Here is a 20,941-nt window from a genome sequence, read left to right as displayed (position 1 = left end):
AGAGCATTATAATGAAAATATTGATCACTGCCGAACTCCCTTTTGATATCGAAGGATATCTGAAAGGGCACGAACTTGACTATAATAAAGGTAAACAGCTTTCAGCTAAAGAACTTGCGAAACGTGCCGAGGATGCTGACGGTATAATCTCTATGCTGTCCGACAAGATTGACAGGGAGCTTATGGAATCCTGCAAAAATCTTAAAGTTGTCGCTAACTATGCTGTGGGTTATAACAACATAGACGTGCAGGCAGCCTCTGAGCTTGGGATAACTGTCTGCAATACTCCGGACGTGCTTACTCAGACAACTGCTGAGCTTGGGTTTGCTCTTATGATAACTGCTGCCAGACGTGTTTCTGAAGGCGACGCTTTTACCCGCAATAAAAAGTTCAAAGGCTGGGAGGCTGATCTGTTCCTTGGGATGGATATGCACGGCAAAACTCTTGGTGTCTTTGGTTTCGGCAGGATAGGGCAGGCTGTGGCGCAGATGGCGTCCGGTTTTAACATGGACATTATATACAGCTCACGCACAAAAAAACATCAGGCGGAACTTCTGACCGGTGCTTCAAGAGTCAGCTTCGATGATCTTGTACGTCAGTCTGATTTTCTCATAATAACAGCACCGTCAACACCGGAAACTCATCATAAATTTACCCTCGAAACATTTGTTCAGATGAAATCTTCTGCCGTATTGGTGAACATAGGCAGAGGGGATATTATTAAAGAGAGAGACCTTGTCAAGGCTCTGGAAAATAAATTGATATTTGCAGCCGGGCTGGATGTTTACGAAGATGAACCGAAGATAGATGCCGGGCTTTTTAAGCTCAGTAATGCAGTGCTTGCTCCGCACATCGGCAGCGGCAGTTTTGCAACAAGAGAGGCTATGGCGAAGATGTGCTGTGATGCCGTCACCTCAGTTTTTAAAGATGAAAAACCCGCCTGTGCACTGAACTGAAAATCTGTAACTTTTAAACGTAATTTTCACCCGTAGATTTTATTTGCATGTGAATTATAAAAATACTCTCAAAGATCTCCTTGAGGGGTATTCTATCCAAATATATACCAATATATTTTATGCGGTCGAAGACATAACATCACGCCTTTACGCGTAGATGAATTAGCTAATCACAGCATTAGAGCTTATAAGTCATCGCGAGGAATGTAATGACGAAGCAATCTCAGGATAAACTAACGAGTCCGGAGACTGCCACAGCCCTGCGAGCTTCGCAGTGACGTATTTTGCATATGCTCTAGCTGTGACAACTTCGTTGTCACAGCTAGAGCGAAGTAATAGAAACACGGGTTTACCCGTGGGATTCTATAAATGTTTTAAAGAGAATTTTACTTCTCTTCCTCTTTTCTGATATGAATGTCCATCTGCGGGAATGGTATATTTACTCCTGCATCGTCAAGCTTCATCTTTATCTGTTCGAGCATATCGAAGTATGTCGGCCAGTAGTCATCAGTATTAACCCATGAGCGCATTGTAAAGTCTATGCTCGATTCGCCTAAGTTTGAGAGTACAACAACTGGCTCAGGATCGGGCAGAATTGTTGTTGTTTCTGCTATGATGCCTTTAAGGATGTCTTTGACCTTTTTAATGTCGGACTCATATCCAACGCCAATAGTGATATCCACGCGGCGGGTAAGCTGTGCTGAATAGTTGGTGATGTTAGCACCTAAAACAGCAGAGTTAGGGATTATAATTATCTTATTATCAGGTGTTTTCAGCTTTGTAGTGAATATGCTTATTTCATCTACAATACCTGATGTGCCGGCAGCTTCGACAAAGTTACCAATTATAAAAGGCTTAAAAATAATTATCATCACACCAGCAGCAAGGTTTGACAGTGAATCTTTCAAAGCCAGACCGATGGCAAGACCGGCAGTGGCGAAAACAGCAACAACAGAAGTTGTCTCTATCCCCAGCCTGTTCAACGCAGCGATAACAACTGCGGCAAGAAGCATATAGTAGATCAGCTTAGTAAGAAATCTGGAAAGAGTTATCTCCACAGAAGCCTTTCCGAGAGCTTTCCCCGCAACTTTCGCTATAATCTTTGCAATGTAGTGCCCGACAATAAATATCAGCAGTGCATAGATAATATTAAGTCCGTTTGTCAGCATCCAGTTTTCAATGAATGCAGTAAATTTATCCATGTGATCCTCTCTGTATAATTTTACTATAAATTATCATATAGAAGGATTTATTACGAGGACAACTAATGTGCTATTTACCGGAGAATATCTCTTTCACTCTTTCATAGCTGGGCAGCGGTTTCCCTTCGTGTACAACGACTTCATCCACAACCAGACCAGGTGTAGTCATTATGTATTTGGTTATCTCGGACATGTCTTTGACATATTCGATTTCAGCGTCAGATATCTGTAGTTCGTTTACGGCTGCGAGTGCCATCTCATACATAGTTTTGCAGTTTCTGCATCCAGGTCCTAAAACTTTGATTTTCATAATAATACCTCCTTAAAAATTGCCGAAAAGATATCCGGCAGTTGTAGACATTACAACAACGAGTGTTACGTAGACAACTGTTTTTTGTGTACCTATCACGCTCCGTATAACAAGCATGTTCGGCAGGCTCAGAGCCGGACCAGCCAGCAGCAGAGCCAGCGCCGGACCTTTTCCCATGCCGGCACCGATAAGCCCCTGAAGTATCGGTATCTCAGTGAGAGTAGCGAAATACATCAGTGAACCAACCACGGAAGAGAAGAAGACGGCTCCCAAACCGTTCCCTCCTACAAGTGTTTCGATATAGCCGGCAGGAATTATCCCTTCGTGTCCCGGTCTGCCCAGAAAGAAACCTGCAAAGAGAACTCCAGCAAACAGCAGTGGGATTATCTGCTTACCGAATTCCCATGTTTCAATCATCCATCCTGTGCGCTCTTCTCTGTTTAAAAGGTTAAACGCTACAATTACAACGCCTGCAAGTGCTGATGCAGCAAGTACCCATTTCAGGTTGAAAATAGCCGCAAAAAGCGTCCCTGTCTGTTCAGGCTTTGCCCATGTGGCAAAGATAAGCACTGCTGTCATCAGGATAAAGAATAATATGGTTTTTGCCGGGGATTTTCCAGCATCAACAGTGTTAGTTTTCGGTGCGGGAGGTGTTTCGGGTTTTTCATTTCTGTAAATCAGAGCCATGATAAGCCCGATTATTATCGAGAAGAAGATTGCTCCTACAGCTCTGGCGAGCCCCATCTCCCAGCCTAATATTTTAGATGTCAGGATTATGGCAAGTATATTTATCGCCGGACCTGAATAGACAAATGCTGTTGCCGGGCCTATCCCTGCACCCCTGCGGTATATACCGGCAAAGAGTGGGAGGATTGTGCATGAGCATACGGCAAGAATGCTTCCTGAAACAGATGCAACGCTATAGGCGAGAAATCTGTTTGCGCCTGCGCCGAAGTATTTTATAACAGCAGCCTGAGATATCAGTATGCTGATAGCCCCTGCTATAAAAAGTGCCGGAATCAGGCATGTCAAAGTGTGTTCGCGGACATAGTCCTGTAAAAGGAAAAATCCCTCCAGAATAGACTGGCTCATCTTTGGTGTGTCGAATGACACAAAGAAGAGAAACAGGAAAACCGCAGTCAGATAAAGTAATTTTTTAAATTCGTTCATTGTTAACCTCTGTTTCGAATATATCCCTTTCATTTTTGATGTCAAGATATTTTCACGAGTATCGAAATGTTTTTTTAGCAGTATGCAAAAAAATAGTAAATACACAAACAAACTCCGTAAAGAATGCTTGTCAAAAAGAAATGCGGGGATTAATATATGCAATGTTTGAAGATATAACAAAGGCATATTTTAGAATCCGTAAACATATCAAGCACCTGCCGCTTTATTATTCTAATAATTTCTCCGAAAGGCTGGGTGGTGATGTCTATTTTAAACTTGAGAACCTGCAGCGTACCGGTTCGTTTAAAATAAGAGGGGCACTCAACTGCATTTTGAAACACGAAGATAAGTGCAGAAATGGCGTTATAGCCGCATCAGCAGGAAATCACGCACAAGGCGTTGCTTTCAGTGCAAAGAGTATGGGGATAAGAGCTGTTATCGTGATGCCCGAATTTACCCCCATGGTCAAGGTGAACAGCACAAAAGGTCATGGGGCAGAAGTCATTCTGTACGGTGAATCTTTTGAAGACGCCTATAAACATGCCGTAGAGATATCTGAAAAGGAGGGGTTGTTTTTTGTCCACCCTTTTGATGATACTGATGTTATTGCTGGTCAGGGGAGTGTCGCCTATGAAGTGCTTAACGAAAACCCTGATATTGACCAGATAGTTGTGCCAGTGGGTGGCGGCGGGCTCGTGTCCGGCGTTGCCGAATATGTGAAGGGATTTGACAGCAGTATAAAAGTTATCGGCGTACAGGCGTCAGAGGCGGCAGGCATGGTCAGCTCACTTTCAGAGGGGCGCGTCGTCAGCTTATCGACTTCCTCGACATTCGCAGAGGGGATTGCCGTTAAAAAAGTGGGCGAGCTTACCCTTAAACACTGCCAGAACTGTGTGGATGAGCTTGTTACAGTTACCGAGAGTGAAATTGCCCTCGGCGTACTTGAATTTATGGAGAGGTCGAAGCTTGTTGTGGAGGGCGCAGGTGCTGCACCTCTTGCGGCGGTACTTGCAGAGAAGATAGATGTTAAAAACAAAACGACTGTTCTGGTCGTTTCCGGCGGCAATATTGATGTTACTACCATAAACCGTGTCATCAACCGTGGCATGACAGCAACGGGAAGGTTTATGACGGTTTCGATAATACTGCGTGACGTTCCCGGGGCTCTGACGTCTCTGAGCACAGTCATAAGCGGACTTCAGGCGAACATACACGAAATAGTCCACGTCAGGAACGACATGGAGACACCTGTGGGGCTTTCTAAAGTCAATATCTCTCTGGAAACAAGAGGGTATGAACACATAGATCATATAATGGAAACTCTGAGTGGTATCTATGAGGTTAAGAGGTTGGTATGATAAAATCAATTATTGCTGTTGTGAAAGAAACAGTAGACATATGTGTCCCGCTTTTCAGAATACTCGTACCGATGATAGTTGTTATAAAGATTCTTCAGGAGACCGGGCTGGTGAGCCTGCTTGGAAAGATTCTTACACCTCTTATGTTTATAACAGGGCTTCCCGGTGAGATGGGGCTTGCATGGGCAAGCGCTCTTGCCACGAACATGTACGGTGGTGTTATTATCTTTGCCACTCTTGTGAAAGATGTGGATATGACTGTCGCCCAAACTACAGTTTTTGCTTCTATGATACTCATGGCACATGCTTTTCCTGTTGAGCTTCAGATATCAAAACAGGCCGGAACCCGTTTCAGAGCTATGTTCTTATTTCGTTTCGGTTCTGCCCTGATATTCGGTGCTCTGCTTAATGTTTTTTATAAGTCTTTTAACCTTCTTCAGCAGCCTGTCAGCACCTTCTATTCCCCTGCTCAGCGTGAAAACACGTTACTGAGCTGGGCATATGGCGAGATCGTGAATCTGGGGTACATTGCTCTGATCATCTTTACTCTGGTTGTTCTGATGAAGATATTCAAAAAGATAGGCTTGATTAAGTTTATCAATATGCTGTGCAGACCTCTTCTGAAACTTATGGGAATAGGCGAGCAGGCGGCGTATGTGACAGTGGTCGGCTTTACTCTGGGGCTGACATACGGCAGCGGACTGATTATCAAAGAAGCGAAGTCGGGCAGTATGAGCCATAAAGATATATTTTTCAGTCTTGGTTTCATGGGGATCTGCCACTCTATGGTAGAAGATACAATTCTGATGCTGGCTATAGGCGCGGACTTCTTTGGTATATTCGTTCTTCGTACAGTTTTTTCAGTTCTTTTTGTAGCAGTTCTTGTCCGGCTTTCTGCGGGCATTCCCGAAAAATTCTTTTACCGCTGGCTGTTTATGAACAAGTAAACTATAATAATTTTTATAGTTTATTATTACCCGAGGTAAAATATGAAGAGACTGCTTGCGTTCGCAATACTTCTTTTTCTGCCTATGGGTGCGTTTGCTAAGGACTACGCACGTGTAGCGGTGAAGATAGCTCCGGAGACAGGAATTATCAACGGTGTTATGGACATCGGTGATAAGAAAACCGAATTCTCATTTGATCTAAAAGATGCAGATTATAACGATGGTCATACTTTTGTTATATACAGGCAATGGCTGCCCGATATACCTGAAGGATATGGCGTACACCTTTACATATCCCTGCCTGACGAATACATAACAGTAACAGAGAGTAACAGATCATATCAAACCCCTGCCGGTATGCGCTATGAGTTTGACAATCCGAACGAGAGGATAACGCTCGCCTTTTCCGACCAGTGGATCAAGACTAACACTGATTATAACGGCATAGGTATATCAACTTATTTCACAGGTAAAAATCAACAGTTCAGCGAATTATACATAAGCAGAATAAAAGAACTTATGGATATGTATGTGCCTCTTCTCGGTGAATACCCCTACAGCTCTTTTAATGTAGTGGAAGTGCCGTATCCTGCGGGGCATGCACTAACGTCGATGACTTTTATCTCCGGTAGTATTATCGGAATGCCTTTTCTGACAGAGGTTTCACTTGGTTATGAACTTGTACACCAGTGGCTGGGGGTTGGTGTTAAAGCTGATTATGAAAGTGGTAACTGGGCGGAGGGACTCACTGTTTATTATGCAGATAAACTCTATGCAGAACAGAAAGGTGAGGGTGTAGACTACAGAAAGAATGCCCTGCAAAGTATCATTGCCAACGCCAGACAAAATGAAGACGGCACTTGTCTTATGGAGTTTAAATACAATCAGGGGAGACAGTCGCAGGCTATAGGTTATGCAAAAAGCCTGATGGTGTTTTCGATGCTGGAAAATATTCTGGGCAAAGATGATTTTGAAGAGAGTGTCAGGATATTTATTAAAAGCTATATGCATAAAACTGCTGAATGGGAAGACATTATCAAGGTCATGGAAGATACAGCAGGAGTCAGTCTAACCGGATTTATCAACGGATGGCTTGGTGAAACAGCTATAGCCGAATTTAACGTAACAGATGCTCAGGTTAACGGTGCTCTCAACGGATACAGCGTTAGCTTTGAGATTAAAAATAAATATAAAGAACTCGAATATCCACTTGAAATACTCGTCAAAACAGAAGGCGGAGAAACCGTTTATGAATATTTTTATATTTTTGGCGAGTCTGTAAACGTTGAGATCAAGACAGAAAGCAGACCGGTTAAGATCGTAATAGATCCGGAGTACAAGACTGCTCGTATGCTTGCCGAAAGCGAGATGACACCGGTTCTGTATCATATGTTCAGCAAGTATAAAAAGGTGCTGTTTGTGAAACCGGAAGATGAGAGGAGATACGCTTCTGTGGCTGATACTCTTGAGAATATCGAGGTTGTAAGCGACAGTGTGAATCCTGCGCTCCATTCCGACAGCATCCTTATCTTTGCCGGTGAAGGGAACAGAGCTTTTGAAAAGATGTACCGGAAGCCTGTGCCCTCTTTTGAAGGTGATTTTATGGTCAAGGGATATCCGCACCCCACCGGTGTGAATAAGATGTCTTACCTCATTATTGGCAGAGATGCCGACACGATAAAAGCTAATATTCCCCGTGTAAATCACTACAGAAACTATTCTTCACTTGTTCTCGACGGCGGGCACCAGTTCCGTAAGGGGATAGACAGCTCTGACAGGGGTATTGAAATCACACTTGGAAACGAACTTCAGGGGGTGCCTGTGCAGAAGATGTTATCCATAAAAGAAATAGTAGAACAAAATAAAGAGAAAAAAGTGTTTGTTGTCGGCGAAAATCACAACAACTATGCCCATCACGAAAACCAGTATGAATTTTTAAAGCTGCTTAAAGAATCCGGAGCAGATGTTGCTGTCGGGCTGGAGATGGTGCAGAGACCCTTTCAGAAGTATCTTGATGCATACATAAAAGGTGATATCTCTCAGGAAGAGATGCTTGTTAAGACAGAGTATTATGACAGATGGCGCTTTGATTTCCGTTTGTATAAGCGTATTTTCGATTATGCAAGGGCGCACTCAATACCTATGATAGCCCTTAACATGGAGAAGGAGATAACTAAAAAGATATCATCGAAGGGGATAGCATCCCTTGGGGATGACGGAGATAAAATACCTGCGGATATTGTCTACTCCGGTGGTGGATATAAAAGTTTTCTCAAAGGCATTTTCGCCATGCACGATATGGGTATGGAGTTTGAGAACTTCTATGAAGCGCAGCTCATCTGGGATGAAACTATGGCAGAATCTGCGGCGAAATACATCACTGCCAACCCGGAAAAAACTCTGATTGTAATAGCAGGAAACGGACACGTCCGATATGGCCGCGGGATACCGGACAGACTTAAAAGGCGTACGGGGCTGGACAATGTGATAGTCGTTCAGGACGATGAATATAAAGCCGGAATAGCGGATTATATTCTCAACCCTGATGAAATGGGATATGACGAATCACCTAAAATCGGTGTAGCTATTGAAGACACAGACAGCGGTCTTCTGGTAAAAGAAGTATCCGAGGACTCCTACGCAGAGAAGGCAGGAGTAATGAAGGATGATTATATAACCGAATTTAACGGCAGAAAAATAATGAAGCTCGCAGACATAAAGATTGCGCTTTTATACACAGAAAAAGGTCAGAGTTATCAGTTAAAAGTCAATCGTGCCGGAGAGGAACTCACTTTCAGCGTTTCTTTCTGACTGCACAGCATTTTGTCTTCGGGCGTGCTTTGGGTTTTGGTCGGTGGCTCTTTTTCGGAGCCGCCGTTGCTTTCCCCGGGCGTCTGTCCGAGCTTGTGACGAGTGCGTCTTTCTGTCTTTTGCGTGCAGTTGAGTCACGTTCGACAAAGACATCTCTGCCTGTGAACGGGTCTTTTCCGGTATAGTACATGAGAGCCGAGTATGTTGAAGGGAGAGGGGTAAATATCTGAACCTGTTCAGGGTTTATCTTCAGCTCTTTTGAAGCGAACCTTTTGAGGTTTTCCATGTGGTGCATTTCGCAGCCGGGGTGCGCTGCTATCATATAATATGTAAGGAACTGCTTTTTCCCCTGCTTTTTATTTTCGTTATAATACGCATTAACAAAGTCTTTCAGGACTTTTTCCGATGGCTTACCCATCATGTCCAGCACTTCTTGGTCACAGTGTTCCGGTGCAATCTTGAGCTGACCGGAGACATAGAAACGAACAAGATTTTCCAGATACTGGGGACCGAACTTTTTATCAGCCATGATAAGGTCATAGCGGATGCCGGAAGCTATGAAGACACGTTTTATCCCGTCCAGTTTTCTTATTCTGGAGAGCAGTGAGTTTGTGAATCTATGGTCGACACTGAGGGAAGGGCAGATTGACGGATACATGCACCGTTTGTCTGCGCATCGTCCCTGGTCTTTCTTTTTTCTGCACTCCATGCCGTACATGTTTGCAGTGGGGCCGCCTATGTCGTTGATGATGCCGTTCCACCCTTTTTTATCTATAAAGCGCAAAACCTCTTTCTCAACAGATGCCTCTGTCCGTTCAATAATTCTTGTCCCCTGATGAACAGCTATGGCGCAGAAGTTACATTCTCCGTAGCATCCTCTATGGGTTGTAACAGAATTGCGGATGGTGTCCATGGCTTTCACGTGCCCCTGAGCGGCATAATAAGGGTGAATCTCGTATGTATACGGCAGTTCGTGATAGCTGTTAAGCTCAACTCTTGCTGGGTCTTCCTGCGGCGGGTTCTGTACCAGAAATCTTGTGTCCTGTTTTTGTGCCAGACCTTCCGCTGTGATGTAGTCATTATTTTTGTAAAACGTGTGAAACATCTTTGTAAAAACGTCTTTGTCTCTGACACATTCATCATGAGGCGGCAGCTCCACATATCCTGTCGGCACCTCGCTGCTGATGTAGCAGAGTCCTTTTATGTCTTTATATTCTGTACCTTTTGCGAGTTCAAGAATCGCTTTTTCGCCCATACCGTATATGAGGCAGTCGGCTTTGGAGTCGAAAAGCACAGACCTGCGGAGTTTATCCGACCAGAAGTCATAGTGGGTCAGTCTTCGGAGGGATGCTTCTATACCGGCGATTACGATGGGAGAGGTGTTCTTAAAGTGCTTTCTTATAAGGTTAGTATAGGCGATAAGTGCTCTATCGGGGCGTCTGCTGTTTTCGCCGCCGGGGGTAAAGTCATCGTTTCTGCGCGGTTTTTTTGATGCGGTGTAGTTTGCCACCATGGAATCCACGCACCCGGCCGTCACGCCCCAGAATAGTTTCGGCTCACCTAGCCTTGTTATATCGTTAGTGTCCATTTCAGGCTGGGCAATTATGGCGGTTTTGTAACCTTCAGACTGAAGCAGTCTCCCGATGAGGGCAGCGCCGTTATAGGGGCTGTCTAAATAAGTATCGCCGGAGATAATTATAATATCCGGTCTGTCCCACCCGAGGCTGGCAATCTCTTTTTTGGTTGTAGGTAAAAAGTTGTTCATATCTTTATAGAAGTTAGCTGAGCTCAGAAAATACGCAAGCTGTTATTTGAAAAGAGCCTTAATAATCTCATGATATTTCTTTTCGATGTAGTGTCTGCGTTTTTTCAAAGTGTTGGTAAGTTCTTCTCCCAGTTTGAAATCCTTGTCCAGAAATGATATGTTTTGCAGTTTTTCATATGGTTTGAAACCCTGTTTGTTGGAAAGTAATTTATTAATATCTTTTTTAACGCTGTCAAGCATCTGTTTTGAGTTTATATCGACGTCGTGGGCTAAATCCCCCATCTTTTTACTGAAGTGCTCTTTCATCTTTTCAAAGTCGGGGATAATCAGTGCCGCCAGGCTCTTTTGATCCTGCCCCACAAGGACAGCATCTTTTACGAACGGCAGCATCGTTATGGCTGACTCTATTCTTGTCGGGTCGATGTTTTCACCGTTTGCCAGCACTATTATATCTTTCATTCTGCCTGTAATTTTAAGCTCTCCGGTGAGAGTCAGCATTCCAAGGTCTCCGGTGCGGAAAAATCCGTCATCTGTGAAAGCGTGTTCATTCTCTTCGGGGAGTTCGTAATATCCCGGAAAAACCTGTGGACCCTGTATCTGGATTTCCCCTTCTTCGCCGGCGGGGAGTATGTCGCCGTCTTCGTTAACGATCCTGATCTCAGTGCCCGGGACAGCCGGGCCGAGTGTGCCGAATACGTCGCAGTTAAGCGCACGTCCTGCTATTGCCGGGGCGCACTCTGTCATGCCGTATGCATTTACAATGCGCAGCCCTATGGCATCCAGCCAGCTTTCGAGGTATGCAGGCAGGCTTCCGCCTCCGCTGACTGCAAGTCTGAGTCTTCCGCCGAATTTGTCCTGCACAGCTTTGAATTTTTTCATCGCTATTATCTTGAGCGGAGTCAGTGCGGCAAGTTTTAGTGCTGCACCTGTATTTTTTATGAATTTTATGAATATGTTTTGTTTCCTGAATTCCGGCAGGTGCCCTTTAAGGCGTCTCAGCTGCCTGTTATACGATGCGGATGCACGGCATAACATCAGAAAGAGACTGAGCTTTCTGCCACCCTGTTTATCGAGTGTTGCGATTACTTTAGAGTAGAGAGCTTCCCATACGCGGGGAACTGTTGCAACAATTGTCGGCTTGTAATGCTCAAGGTCAGCAGAGAATGTTTTGACGCCGGAGTAGACAAGTCTGCACCCGTTTGCCATTGCCACCAGCTCAACCGTATGCTCAAATATGTGCCATGCAGGCAGAATGGAAAGCCATATGTCATCATCCTTGAGGGCTATCAGGTCGGGTATGATGTCGAGATTATGCATTATGTTACGGTTGGTAAGCATTACGCCTTTCGGGTAGCCTGTTGTGCCTGATGTATATATTATAGTGAAAATATCGTCAATACCGCCAACGTCAGCTTTCATGAAATTGTCAAGTTCCGTCTCGGTATATTTTCTGTCTCCCATGATTTCATTATATGTATGGACTTTGCTGAAAAGACGTTTTGTTCCGTCACCTTCAACAAGAAAGATCTCTTTGAACTTTAGGTCATCTATGACAGGATTGGCTGTTTCAAGGGCTGTTTCAGTTTCAAATATCGCATACTTGCTTCCGGAATGTTCTGCAATGTATCGGGTTTCGTCCAAAGGTGTGTCGCTTCCTCTGGGGATAAGTATTGCTCCGAGAGACGCTATGGCCAGGTCGGTTACGATCCATGCATATCTGTTGTCAGATATAAAAAGAACTTTTGTGCCCCGTTTAATACCGTGCTTTTTGAAAGTGCGGGATAGTATAAAGACATCTTCGAGAAGCTTCTGGTAAGTAACCTCAAGCTCTTTTTCTCCCACTCTGTATATATAAGCAATGTTGGTGCTGTACTTTTTGCATGCGTCTAAGAAGACGCTGAATACTGTTCTGTTGTCAACTGTCATATTGTGTCACCTGTTACATTATATAAGATAAAATACATTGGTTATGCAAGACAATTATGTCTGATTGAAAGCCTAAAATAATATATCTATTTTTTTTATCCCTCAGAGGGAGCTGCTTAAAAAATAGACGATGGAGATAAGTTTTTAAAATCTTTCTGTTTTTTTTATAACATAAAAAAGAAATAAACAATTTCTCCACAATTTTGTGGAGAAAAAAGTTCTTGACAGCTCAAACCCTTGTATATCAATAAGCTAGCGTAAACGCTTGGTAATAGTGGGGATACTTCTTTATTTGAGATTGTCAACAGGAAAGAATTATAAAAAAAAGATTTTTTTCAACAATTTTTCCACAATAAATAATGCCACTCTGTAGAGCATGCCGAAACTGCTGTAAAGGCATGCATTACTCGAAAGAATCCTATCCCCTTTAAATGTATAAGTGCTTAAAATATAGCCATTTTCCTTAATCCAATCCGAATTCGGCAAGTAGCTTGTCTATGTCATCCTGAGAGGCATCGTCAGCCACTGTAGGATCCTGAACCTGTTTCAGTTTTATGAATCCCAGTATAGCACCGAGCCTTGCCCCTATATCGCTTATTGAAGAGATTACTTTTTGTATTTTCTGTTCGGTGATGTCCTGAAATTCGAGTGCATGCAGTATGTTGAAGCCTGTTTTGTCGGCTTCTTCCATATTGTTTTCAAGTTTTTCGATTTTTCTGACTATGTTGTTTACATCTTTTTTGTAAATCAGGTCTTCAAGATCGTTTATCTCTTCCACAAACTCCTGATAAAAATTATTAAGGGAATCAGCGTTTTCCATCAGGCTGAAAGTAGCATCCTCAGTTGATTCTGTGACAGACTCAAGGGTGCTCAGAACATTCGGGAGGTGTTCTTTGGATGTTGCCAGCGTTGGTTCTATTTCATCAACTCTCTGTTTTGTGTCAAGTATGAGCTTAAGGAGTTCGCTAATCTCACTTTTAAGGTCGATGCCTATATCAACAGCTTCGCCGTCGATGATTTTTTTGGAAAGAGTTTTGAGTTTATCAAAAGAATCTTCGCTGCTGCCGACAGTTTGAGCAGAGATTGACTTCAGCTCATCCATGGGATTAGCATCTTCTGCTGGCTGAATGGTTTCACTTGGTTCTGCTGTTTGCTCAGAATGAATTTCTTCGAGCAGGCTTTCTTCTACTTTTTCCTCAGGGGCTTCGACAGGTAGTATATTTTCAAGATTCTCATGTGTTGCTTCTTCCTCGGGCTTTTCATCGGTTAAGTAAGGCTCGGGTTGATCATTAAGTAGGAGCTCGTCCTGCTGCTTATTGATGTTGATCTCTTCATTGTCCGCAGGGGCCTCTATTAAATCTTCAATATTGTCAGAGGATTCTGCTGTAGGTTCTTCTGCCAAAGGTTTGTCATTGACGGAGAGTTTATCTGTTTCATCAAGTTCTGTGTCAGAGTTTGAGTTTGATTCTTTGTATGGAGGTTCTTCAGCGGCAGGGTCGGACTGAGGTTCCTCTTCCGGTTCCTCAGTCGCTATTTTAGTTATTGTTTTTTTTTTTTTTGAGAGCTTCTGTCTCAGCTTCTCTTTTGTTTAGTTCAATTGCTATTAGGTCATCAAGTTCATTTTGTTCAACATGACCTTCTTCTGACTCCATTTTGCTTCCACTCTGGTTCAGAGCATCATTAAGGATATCATCCAGATCGCACGAAAGGTTATCTACTGCTTCAGGTTTTTTTTTTGAGTCAGCCTGTGCAGCTTCTTCTTCATGCTTCTTCTTATTAAGTTCATCGGTTTCAGCTTCTCTTTTGGAAAGCTCAAGGGCGATGAGGTCGTCTATGGAAGCACCCACATCGTCATCAGCAGATCCTTCCTCTATAGCATCTTCTCCCTGTGTGTCTGTTCCTATAGCATTTTGTCCGCTGTCTTCTGGTTCGGCATATTCTTTTTCCACAGCAGATGCTATCTGTTGATAGTTTTGTTCAGCGGAGGGGAGAGCCACCTGTCCGAGAATTGTTTTTTTAAGGTCACTTTCGATATTTTTGTCATCACTGACAACGCTGTCTATGTCCAGCAATATGATAAGACGTTCAGCGTATTTGCATATGCCGAGTATATATTCCTGCCCGACAGTGCCGACAAGTGGGGGGGTAGGTTCAACCATACTTTTATTAATGCGTATAACTTCGGTCACTTCGTCAACAACAAAGCCTATATTTTCAGTTTCAAATCTTACAACTATGATTCTGGTCTCTTTGTCGAAGTCCATTTTATCCAGAGAAAATCTTATCCGAAGGTCTATAACAGGGATTACTTTGCCTCTGAGGTTCATTACGCCGAGAACAAAACCCTCTGTGCGCGGGACTGATGTGATTTCAACAGTTCTTATAATTTCCTGTATTTTGAGTATATCAATTGCGTACTCCTCTTCCCCTAGCTTAAGACCAACAAGCTGGATGACTTCCATCCCTTCTCTCTGCTCGTTATCGTCGTAATCAAGTTCGCCAATAGGTTGTAAATTGCTCACCTGGCACCCCTTAAAGCTTTGTTATAATATGGCTTCGGATGTCGTCAATGCATTTCGACACATCACTTTTCATATTGTTTAAGTAATACGGCTTCAAAAGCTTTATGCTTTCGCTCACGCTTATATCATATGGTATAAAACCTAATTTTTCAATATTTATACCAAGATATTTTTTAGTAATACTTTCAAAACCGTAAAAAACATTAAGTTCTTTACGTGTTCTGATCAGATTTAAAATTATGCCGACCCTGAACTCGTCTACTATATGACGTACTTCTTCAGCTGCGACAGGATCTGCGGCTGATAGGTCTTTGAATATGCTTGTAATATTAGGGTACTGCATGCTTCTGGTATGCAGTCTTTTGCAGATATCTGCTGCTGTAGGATTTTTTCTGAGATACAGCTCAATTTTTCTATAGAGTGCAACTTTCAGGAAACCGTAGGAATTCTCTATTGCTGTGGGTTCGGAATTCATTATTACGATTTTTTTATCGGCAAAGTTGAAGAAATCCACAGTGTTAAAACTTGTCCCCGCTCCAAGGTCAAGCAGGACATATTTATAATCAAGCTTCTTTAATTTATTCAACACTTTAAGTTTTTCAAAATTAGTGATATGAGCCATGCCCAGAACATCACTGGAGCCGCCTATAAAGTCAATTCCGGCAGGGGAATTCGTTATAACTTTTTGTATGTCAACTTTGTCTTTGAGAAATTCATAAAGCCCCAGACCGGGAACTTTAAGCCCAACAAAGTCATGAAGGTTTGCACCGCCGAGATCAGCATCAACAAGAAGTGTGTCGTTTCCAGCATATTTTAACGACATAGAAATGCTGGATGAGAAAAAGCTTTTTCCAACTCCGCCTTTGCCGCTGGCTACTGCGAGAATTTCTGCCATATTAAACGCTGTCCTTGTACTTTTTAACTAAGTAATATGTAAGGATATATGTAATTGCACCAATAATCAAGCCCAGCAAATGTGCTCCGACAAAAAAGGGGATAGCAAAGTTTTTTGCTGTGGTGAGGATAGTGTTGAGAGACATATCAGCGAAGTCCAAAGGTATTTCCGCAGTTGTGCCTGTGACGTATTCTCCGAATTTGTAGCAGATAGTATAAATGGGGATGAAAGTGAGCGGGTTTGTTATGTATGCGCCGACAATAAGAGGGTAAAGAGGCAGGTTGAATATGAAAGACATCCCTATAGCCAGCATTGTATGAAACCCTATGTAGGGTGAAAAACCGACAAATATACCCATAGCAGCCGCAGCAGCAATACGGTTTGGCGTGCAGTCCAGCAATAGTATCTTTTTGATTTTTACCCTGATTCGCTCAATCATAATTTCTAATAACACTAAAACGCACAAATGTCTTCATAATATGTTTCGTCTCTTGGTGTAAAATTTTGCTGTCGTGTGATAAATTGCGGAACTGTGTTGTATGTTTCATTTTTCGTAAAAAAAACATTGTGAAATACTATTTTACGGATATAGTAATTTACAGAAACAAATTTGGCTATAGAGTGTACATACGATTCATTATTGAATTTTTTCTTGCTTCAGTTGTTCATATATCAGTTTATCAAGCAGAAAATGAGTAAAATATGGTACACGGATCGTTTACTATATTTCTTCGTTTTGCGAATAGTTGATTTACTGAGCAATAATATTGAGGTAGTATGTAACTATGTTGGGAAACAAGATTAGGAAACTGATTAAACGTAAGGGGATTAAACAGGTTGACGTATGTCGGGCTGTGGGGCTTTCTCCTTCAAGGCTTTCAAATTACCTTAGCGGTAGCAGAGAGCCGGATCTCGAGACTCTTTCCAGGATTGCCAGATTTCTGGAAGTCAAACTTGACTATTTCGCTTATGGCGACAATATCAAAAACACAAAAGAGACCGGCGAAAACATTAAAAAAATGAGAGAGAAAAGGGGTTTCACCAAAAACGATCTGGCTGCTGTTGCTAAAATGGATGTTCAGGCTTTGACAAGAATCGAGCTTGGATACGGTGAATTTGAGAGAGATTTAATCGAGAATCTCGCTTCATGTCTTACGTGTAGTGTAGCGGATCTCATCGGTGCAGAAGAAGGCTATTCTTTTGAGCAGGGAGCACAGCAAAGTGTTGCCGCTGAAAATGAGGCAGTTGTTTACGAACCTTCTGTTCCAGGTATTGAGATATCCCTAGCTGATGTTGAAGACGGCAGATGTGAGATGGAAAAGGGTGCATTCTGGGCGTACGTTAATGACGGACGTTTTGCACCGAAAGTCAATGAAACTGATATCTTATATATCGAAAAGGTGTCCCTAGACCTTATTGATGACAGAGATGTTGTTCTCTATTTTGATACTGATTCATTGAAGTTTATGAGAGCGTTCCTTTCCGGTGGGAACATTATAATGGCTCCTGAAGTCGGTGCTGGTGCACCCGTCACTTATCAAAAAGATGACGAACTCGCGGCAGGATGCAGGGTTTATAAACTCCACTGGCACGCTGTCAAACTGTAATCCAGTAATTTAAATCTATTTTTATTATGGATATCACAGGCCTGCTCAATTGAGCGGGCCTTTTTCATTACATTTTTAAATGGGCTTTATTAATGAGCATAAAAAAACCCGCTTAAAAGTAAGCGGGTTTTTTTTAGTGTTTGTATGAGGAGTCTTATTTTATATAAGATCTTGAATATTCAGGGTAAGCATCGATTCCGTGCTCATGGAAGTCGAGACCTTCAAGCTCTTCCTGCTCGGAAACACGTACTTTGATAATGGAGTTCACTATTTTAAATACGATGAATGACACAGGGAAAGCCCATGCGAAAGCAGCAGCTATACCTATTACCTGAGACAGAATAACAGGTTCAACAGCTCCTGTTTCGAAGTTGTAGTTGAAAAGACCTGCCGCAAGTGTACCCCATGCACCACATACACCGTGGACAGAGATAGCACCGACCGGGTCATCAATTTTGATTTTTTCAAAAAACTGAACAGAGAAAACAACAACAACACCGGCAATAATACCTATGAGGACTGCGTATGCAGGAGTAACATTTGCACAGCCGGCTGTGATACCGACAAGCCCTGCAAGAGCACCATTGAGTGCCATACCTGCATCAAACTTTTTGTAAAAGAAATATGTCAGCCACATTGCGGACATGATAGCAGCAGCAGGGGCAAGAGTAGTGTTTACTGCGATGAGAGGCAGAGCAGTGTCGGCAGCAGTTTCAGAACCGACGTTAAATCCGTACCAACCAAACCAGAGGACAAAAACACCGATTGTTGCTATTGGTATATTGTGTCCGGGGATAGCTCTGATTTTCCCGTCTTTTGTGAATTTGCCGATTCTGGGTCCGAGAACGATAGCGCCCGCGAGAGCTGCCCAGCCGCCAACAGAGTGAACGACAGTGGAACCTGCAAAATCTATAAAACCTATTTTCTCCAGCCAGCCTTCACCATGGAAGAGTGAGCCCCATGCCCAGCTGCCGAATATAGGGTATATAAGTGCTGTCATAATAGCAGAGAAAAGTATGTAAGCTTTAAAGTTAGCCCTTTCTGCCATAGCCCCTGAAACGATTGTAGCGGCTGTTGCACAGAAGACGGTCTGGAATATCCAGAAGCAGAGTGTCCAGTTGTCACTTGGATCCCAGCTGGATATAAAGAAACCCTCAGTCCCAAAGAAACCAGTTGTGGTAGCACCAAACATCAGGGCGAAACCAACTGCCCAGAAAGCAAGTGCGCCTATGGAAAAATCCATAAGGTTTTTCATTATGATGTTTACAGCATTCTTTGCTCTGGTAAAACCTGATTCCACCATAGCAAAACCGAGCTGCATAAAGAAAACCATAAAAGCTGCTATCAGCGTCCAGAGCCAGTCAGCATTGGCCTGCACGGATGCAATATCATTGCTGAGTGTCTCGAGTGTAACAGGCTCTTCCGCAGCAAAAGCTGTGGCTGCAAGCCCTGTCAGAATAAGTGTTGTAAGTATCTTTCTTATCATTTCTGTTCCTCCGTAATTAAATAGAATCGTTGCCGGTTTCACCGGTACGTATTCTGAGAGCATCAGCAACATCGAGAACAAAAACTTTACCGTCGCCAATCTTTCCTGTTTTAGCTGCTTCTGATATAACTTTTACGCACTCTCCGGCAATCTCGTCGGAGACCACTGTTTCCAGCATTACCTTTGGTACGAAATCGATCTGATATTCAGCCCCGCGGTAAAGTTCATGGTGTCCTTTCTGACGTCCGTATCCTTTGACTTCAAATACTGTCATGCCTGTAACGCCAAGCGTATTGAGAGCATCTTTTACTTCGTCAAGCATGTGCGGCTTGACAATAGCTTTGATTAATTTCATTTCTTCCTCCACTAGAAAAAACTAGGTTCGCACTTACTAATAACAAAAGCTGTGCCAGTTTGTTTTATTAAAGGGATTACCACCATGGCAAGGGCGGGGACACAAGCATTGTGCATAATGAATATTTGCGATGAATAAATTGTGCTCAGGCAGTGTTTAAAAATTAATCAGCCGATATAGGCGGGCAAGTATACCTATGGTTTCGCTCATACTGCCCGCTGTGCTTTGTTTGTGTCTATCTGCGGGGAGTTTTTTCGTCTATTCTCCCGTGTATTCTGACGATGTCGGTGTGGAGCAGGTTGTGTTTATGCTGGCATTCCTTTTTAGTAACATAGTCTCTGGCAAGTATGACGTTTGTTTTGTTCTGGCTGTCCCGCAGGCAGTTTATTGAACGCCATATAGGTATAAGGACAAGGCTGGCAACGCTTCCCACCGTTTGTATAATATCCGATATTTCAATACTCATATGTCCTCCTCTTGAGAAGTGCGCCTTGCTTCTGACCTGTTCATTGCAAGGCAGAAAAAACCTGCATCTGTTTTATGATTCATATTGTGCCCCTTTATCTGCTTTTAACGAAAATGCCGTAATCGCCTTGTGATATAGATGAATCATTTTTGATGCTGAAAACTTTACAGTCAGGCTCATCAGTCCCTTCTGTAATAAGCAGAAAAGCGCGTCTGTTCATGTCGCTGCTCTCGACTTTGTTCGTGCTGCCGTCAGAGCTGAACGAATCTGCCTTGAATACAGAGATGTCCACTACAAGCATTTCTCCGGCATATTGATCGTAAAGACTGTGGCATGAAACATTTTCAACAACTTCACCGTCAGCCTCAGAGGACTGACCGCTGACGATGCATTCTGCTGAAGCTATCTTTGTGTGAAGCCCCGCAGAGCTGTATATATAATAATCTGCTGTTACTCTGCCGGATACTGAAGGCTTCCAGTCATAAAAAGTGTTGACCTGATAGACCATACACCCCCATAGCGTATCCGGTTGTATGAATGTGCCGAAGATATTAGATCTCGTTCCGTTGAAGACATTATTAAAGGTTTCATTGTTATATGTCTGATAGACCAACTCTGAACCATAGTAGAATCTTGTGTCCCTGTTCCACCTTTCATCTGTCCAGTCCTGCTCTATGATTACAAAACCATCTGAAAGCTGTGCGTTGTCGTCATTGATATATGATGTCCGTTCAGCTGCGCAAGGTTTTTTGTCCAGTCCCATGTACCGGTCAGAAAAGCGTTCCGGCATAGGTGCAGAAAATGTTTCAGTCTGAATATCGTAGGCATATGTTTCAGTCTGAGTGAAGATGAATGCCGGAGTCTTTACACAGGGCCACATGTCGGCTGTAAAACCTGTGACATGTGAAGGGGCCTTATTAAACATGCGCACAACGACATCGTCGCCCCTTGTAAATGCTGCTGATGAGCCTGTAAGTGACCCGTCCCGCCTGACATCACCGGAAGCCGGACAGTTGTAAAATGACGGGATCCCTTTGTAGGTCATACCGTTTATTTCAACATCGAGTAAGTCTTTTTCGAAATCGACTCTTAATACTTTTCCCTGCATGTATCCGATCTGATCCACAGGGGCGAAGGTGTTTTTATTTGCAATTTTGTCTGCCAT

18 protein-coding genes are annotated in these 20,941 nt (G+C 43.1%); 5 read left to right on the top strand and 13 right to left on the bottom strand.

The genetic code is table 11. The annotated features are described in order from the left end of the window. The first annotated feature begins 11 nt into the window (after nucleotides 1-11). On the top strand, nucleotides 12-956 hold the full coding sequence (locus DACET_RS11390) for a 2-hydroxyacid dehydrogenase (protein ID WP_013011526.1): 945 nt from the start codon (nucleotides 12-14) through the stop codon (nucleotides 954-956). A 386-nt stretch (nucleotides 957-1,342) separates the two neighbouring features. On the opposite strand, the gene DACET_RS11385 is transcribed toward DACET_RS11390, so the two are convergent. The 3 genes from DACET_RS11385 to DACET_RS11375 form a co-directional block, all read right to left on the bottom strand. Continuing rightward, complete coding sequence (locus DACET_RS11385) at nucleotides 1,343-2,158, bottom strand: mechanosensitive ion channel family protein (protein WP_013011525.1); 816 nt, start codon at nucleotides 2,156-2,158, stop codon at nucleotides 1,343-1,345. A gap of 70 nt (nucleotides 2,159-2,228) precedes the next feature. Next, nucleotides 2,229-2,468 carry a thioredoxin family protein gene (locus tag DACET_RS11380; protein WP_013011524.1) on the bottom strand — a complete coding sequence of 80 codons (240 nt, stop codon included), beginning with the start codon at nucleotides 2,466-2,468 and terminating at the stop codon, nucleotides 2,229-2,231. A gap of 12 nt (nucleotides 2,469-2,480) precedes the next feature. Beyond that, nucleotides 2,481-3,638: a permease gene (locus tag DACET_RS11375; RefSeq protein ID WP_013011523.1), complete on the bottom strand. Its 1,158-nt coding sequence runs from the start codon at nucleotides 3,636-3,638 to the stop codon at nucleotides 2,481-2,483. A gap of 161 nt (nucleotides 3,639-3,799) precedes the next feature. Here DACET_RS11375 and ilvA point away from each other — a divergent pair, with 161 nt between their 5' ends. The 3 genes from ilvA to DACET_RS15665 are packed head-to-tail and all read left to right on the top strand — an operon-like array spanning nucleotide 3,800 to nucleotide 8,754. Next, nucleotides 3,800-4,996 (top strand): threonine ammonia-lyase, encoded by a 1,197-nt coding sequence (ilvA, locus tag DACET_RS11370; protein ID WP_013011522.1) that lies wholly within the window; start codon nucleotides 3,800-3,802, stop codon nucleotides 4,994-4,996. Beyond that, entirely contained in the window at nucleotides 4,993-5,943 is a 951-nt protein-coding gene (locus tag DACET_RS11365; protein WP_013011521.1) for a nucleoside recognition domain-containing protein, read from the top strand. The genes ilvA and DACET_RS11365 overlap by 4 nt, the downstream gene beginning before the upstream one ends. Nucleotides 5,944-5,985: 42 nt before the next feature. After that, on the top strand, nucleotides 5,986-8,754 hold the full coding sequence (locus DACET_RS15665; RefSeq protein ID WP_013011520.1) for a ChaN family lipoprotein: 2,769 nt from the start codon (nucleotides 5,986-5,988) through the stop codon (nucleotides 8,752-8,754). On the opposite strand, the gene DACET_RS11355 is transcribed toward DACET_RS15665, so the two are convergent. From DACET_RS11355 to DACET_RS11330, 6 genes are all read right to left on the bottom strand, one after another. Further along, the gene (locus DACET_RS11355) at nucleotides 8,738-10,519 is read right to left on the bottom strand and encodes a YgiQ family radical SAM protein (RefSeq protein ID WP_013011519.1); all 1,782 of its coding nucleotides are present in this window, start codon (nucleotides 10,517-10,519) and stop codon (nucleotides 8,738-8,740) included. The genes DACET_RS15665 and DACET_RS11355 overlap by 17 nt on opposite strands. 42 nt (nucleotides 10,520-10,561) lie before the next feature. Further along, nucleotides 10,562-12,445 (bottom strand): AMP-dependent synthetase/ligase, encoded by a 1,884-nt coding sequence (locus DACET_RS11350; RefSeq protein WP_013011518.1) that lies wholly within the window; start codon nucleotides 12,443-12,445, stop codon nucleotides 10,562-10,564. 463 nt (nucleotides 12,446-12,908) lie between these two features. After that, complete coding sequence (locus DACET_RS11345) at nucleotides 12,909-13,847, bottom strand: chemotaxis phosphatase CheZ (protein WP_013011517.1); 939 nt, start codon at nucleotides 13,845-13,847, stop codon at nucleotides 12,909-12,911. Between the two features lie 133 nt (nucleotides 13,848-13,980). Continuing rightward, entirely contained in the window at nucleotides 13,981-14,967 is a 987-nt protein-coding gene (locus DACET_RS15660) for a chemotaxis protein CheW (RefSeq protein ID WP_013011516.1), read from the bottom strand. Nucleotides 14,968-14,977: 10 nt separating this feature from the next. Further along, the gene (locus DACET_RS11335; protein ID WP_013011515.1) at nucleotides 14,978-15,862 is read right to left on the bottom strand and encodes a P-loop NTPase; all 885 of its coding nucleotides are present in this window, start codon (nucleotides 15,860-15,862) and stop codon (nucleotides 14,978-14,980) included. A gap of 1 nt (nucleotide 15,863) precedes the next feature. Then, nucleotides 15,864-16,301, bottom strand: a complete 438-nt coding sequence (locus tag DACET_RS11330) for a DUF2062 domain-containing protein (protein WP_013011514.1) — start codon at nucleotides 16,299-16,301, stop codon at nucleotides 15,864-15,866. Between the two features lie 346 nt (nucleotides 16,302-16,647). On the opposite strand from DACET_RS11330, the gene DACET_RS11325 reads away from it, so the two are divergent. Beyond that, complete coding sequence (locus tag DACET_RS11325; RefSeq protein WP_013011513.1) at nucleotides 16,648-17,469, top strand: helix-turn-helix domain-containing protein; 822 nt, start codon at nucleotides 16,648-16,650, stop codon at nucleotides 17,467-17,469. A gap of 154 nt (nucleotides 17,470-17,623) precedes the next feature. On the opposite strand, the gene DACET_RS11320 is transcribed toward DACET_RS11325, so the two are convergent. The 4 genes from DACET_RS11320 to DACET_RS11305 all read right to left on the bottom strand — a co-directional run bounded on the left by DACET_RS11320 (nucleotide 17,624) and on the right by DACET_RS11305 (nucleotide 20,941). After that, entirely contained in the window at nucleotides 17,624-18,955 is a 1,332-nt protein-coding gene (locus DACET_RS11320; RefSeq protein WP_013011512.1) for an ammonium transporter, read from the bottom strand. Between the two features lie 16 nt (nucleotides 18,956-18,971). Further along, on the bottom strand, nucleotides 18,972-19,310 hold the full coding sequence (locus DACET_RS11315; protein ID WP_013011511.1) for a P-II family nitrogen regulator: 339 nt from the start codon (nucleotides 19,308-19,310) through the stop codon (nucleotides 18,972-18,974). Nucleotides 19,311-19,545: 235 nt separating this feature from the next. Continuing rightward, nucleotides 19,546-19,776 carry a hypothetical protein gene (locus DACET_RS11310; protein ID WP_013011510.1) on the bottom strand — a complete coding sequence of 77 codons (231 nt, stop codon included), beginning with the start codon at nucleotides 19,774-19,776 and terminating at the stop codon, nucleotides 19,546-19,548. Between the two features lie 94 nt (nucleotides 19,777-19,870). Beyond that, a complete protein-coding gene (locus DACET_RS11305) occupies nucleotides 19,871-20,941 on the bottom strand; it encodes a hypothetical protein (protein ID WP_013011509.1) in 1,071 nt (356 codons plus the stop codon).

Origin of the sequence: Denitrovibrio acetiphilus DSM 12809 (assembly GCF_000025725.1) — a bacterium.
In the GTDB taxonomy this organism is placed as follows: domain Bacteria; phylum Chrysiogenota; class Deferribacteres; order Deferribacterales; family Geovibrionaceae; genus Denitrovibrio; species Denitrovibrio acetiphilus.
Note: the sequence above shows the minus strand (reverse complement) of the source record. Positions and strands in the feature narration are given on the sequence as shown.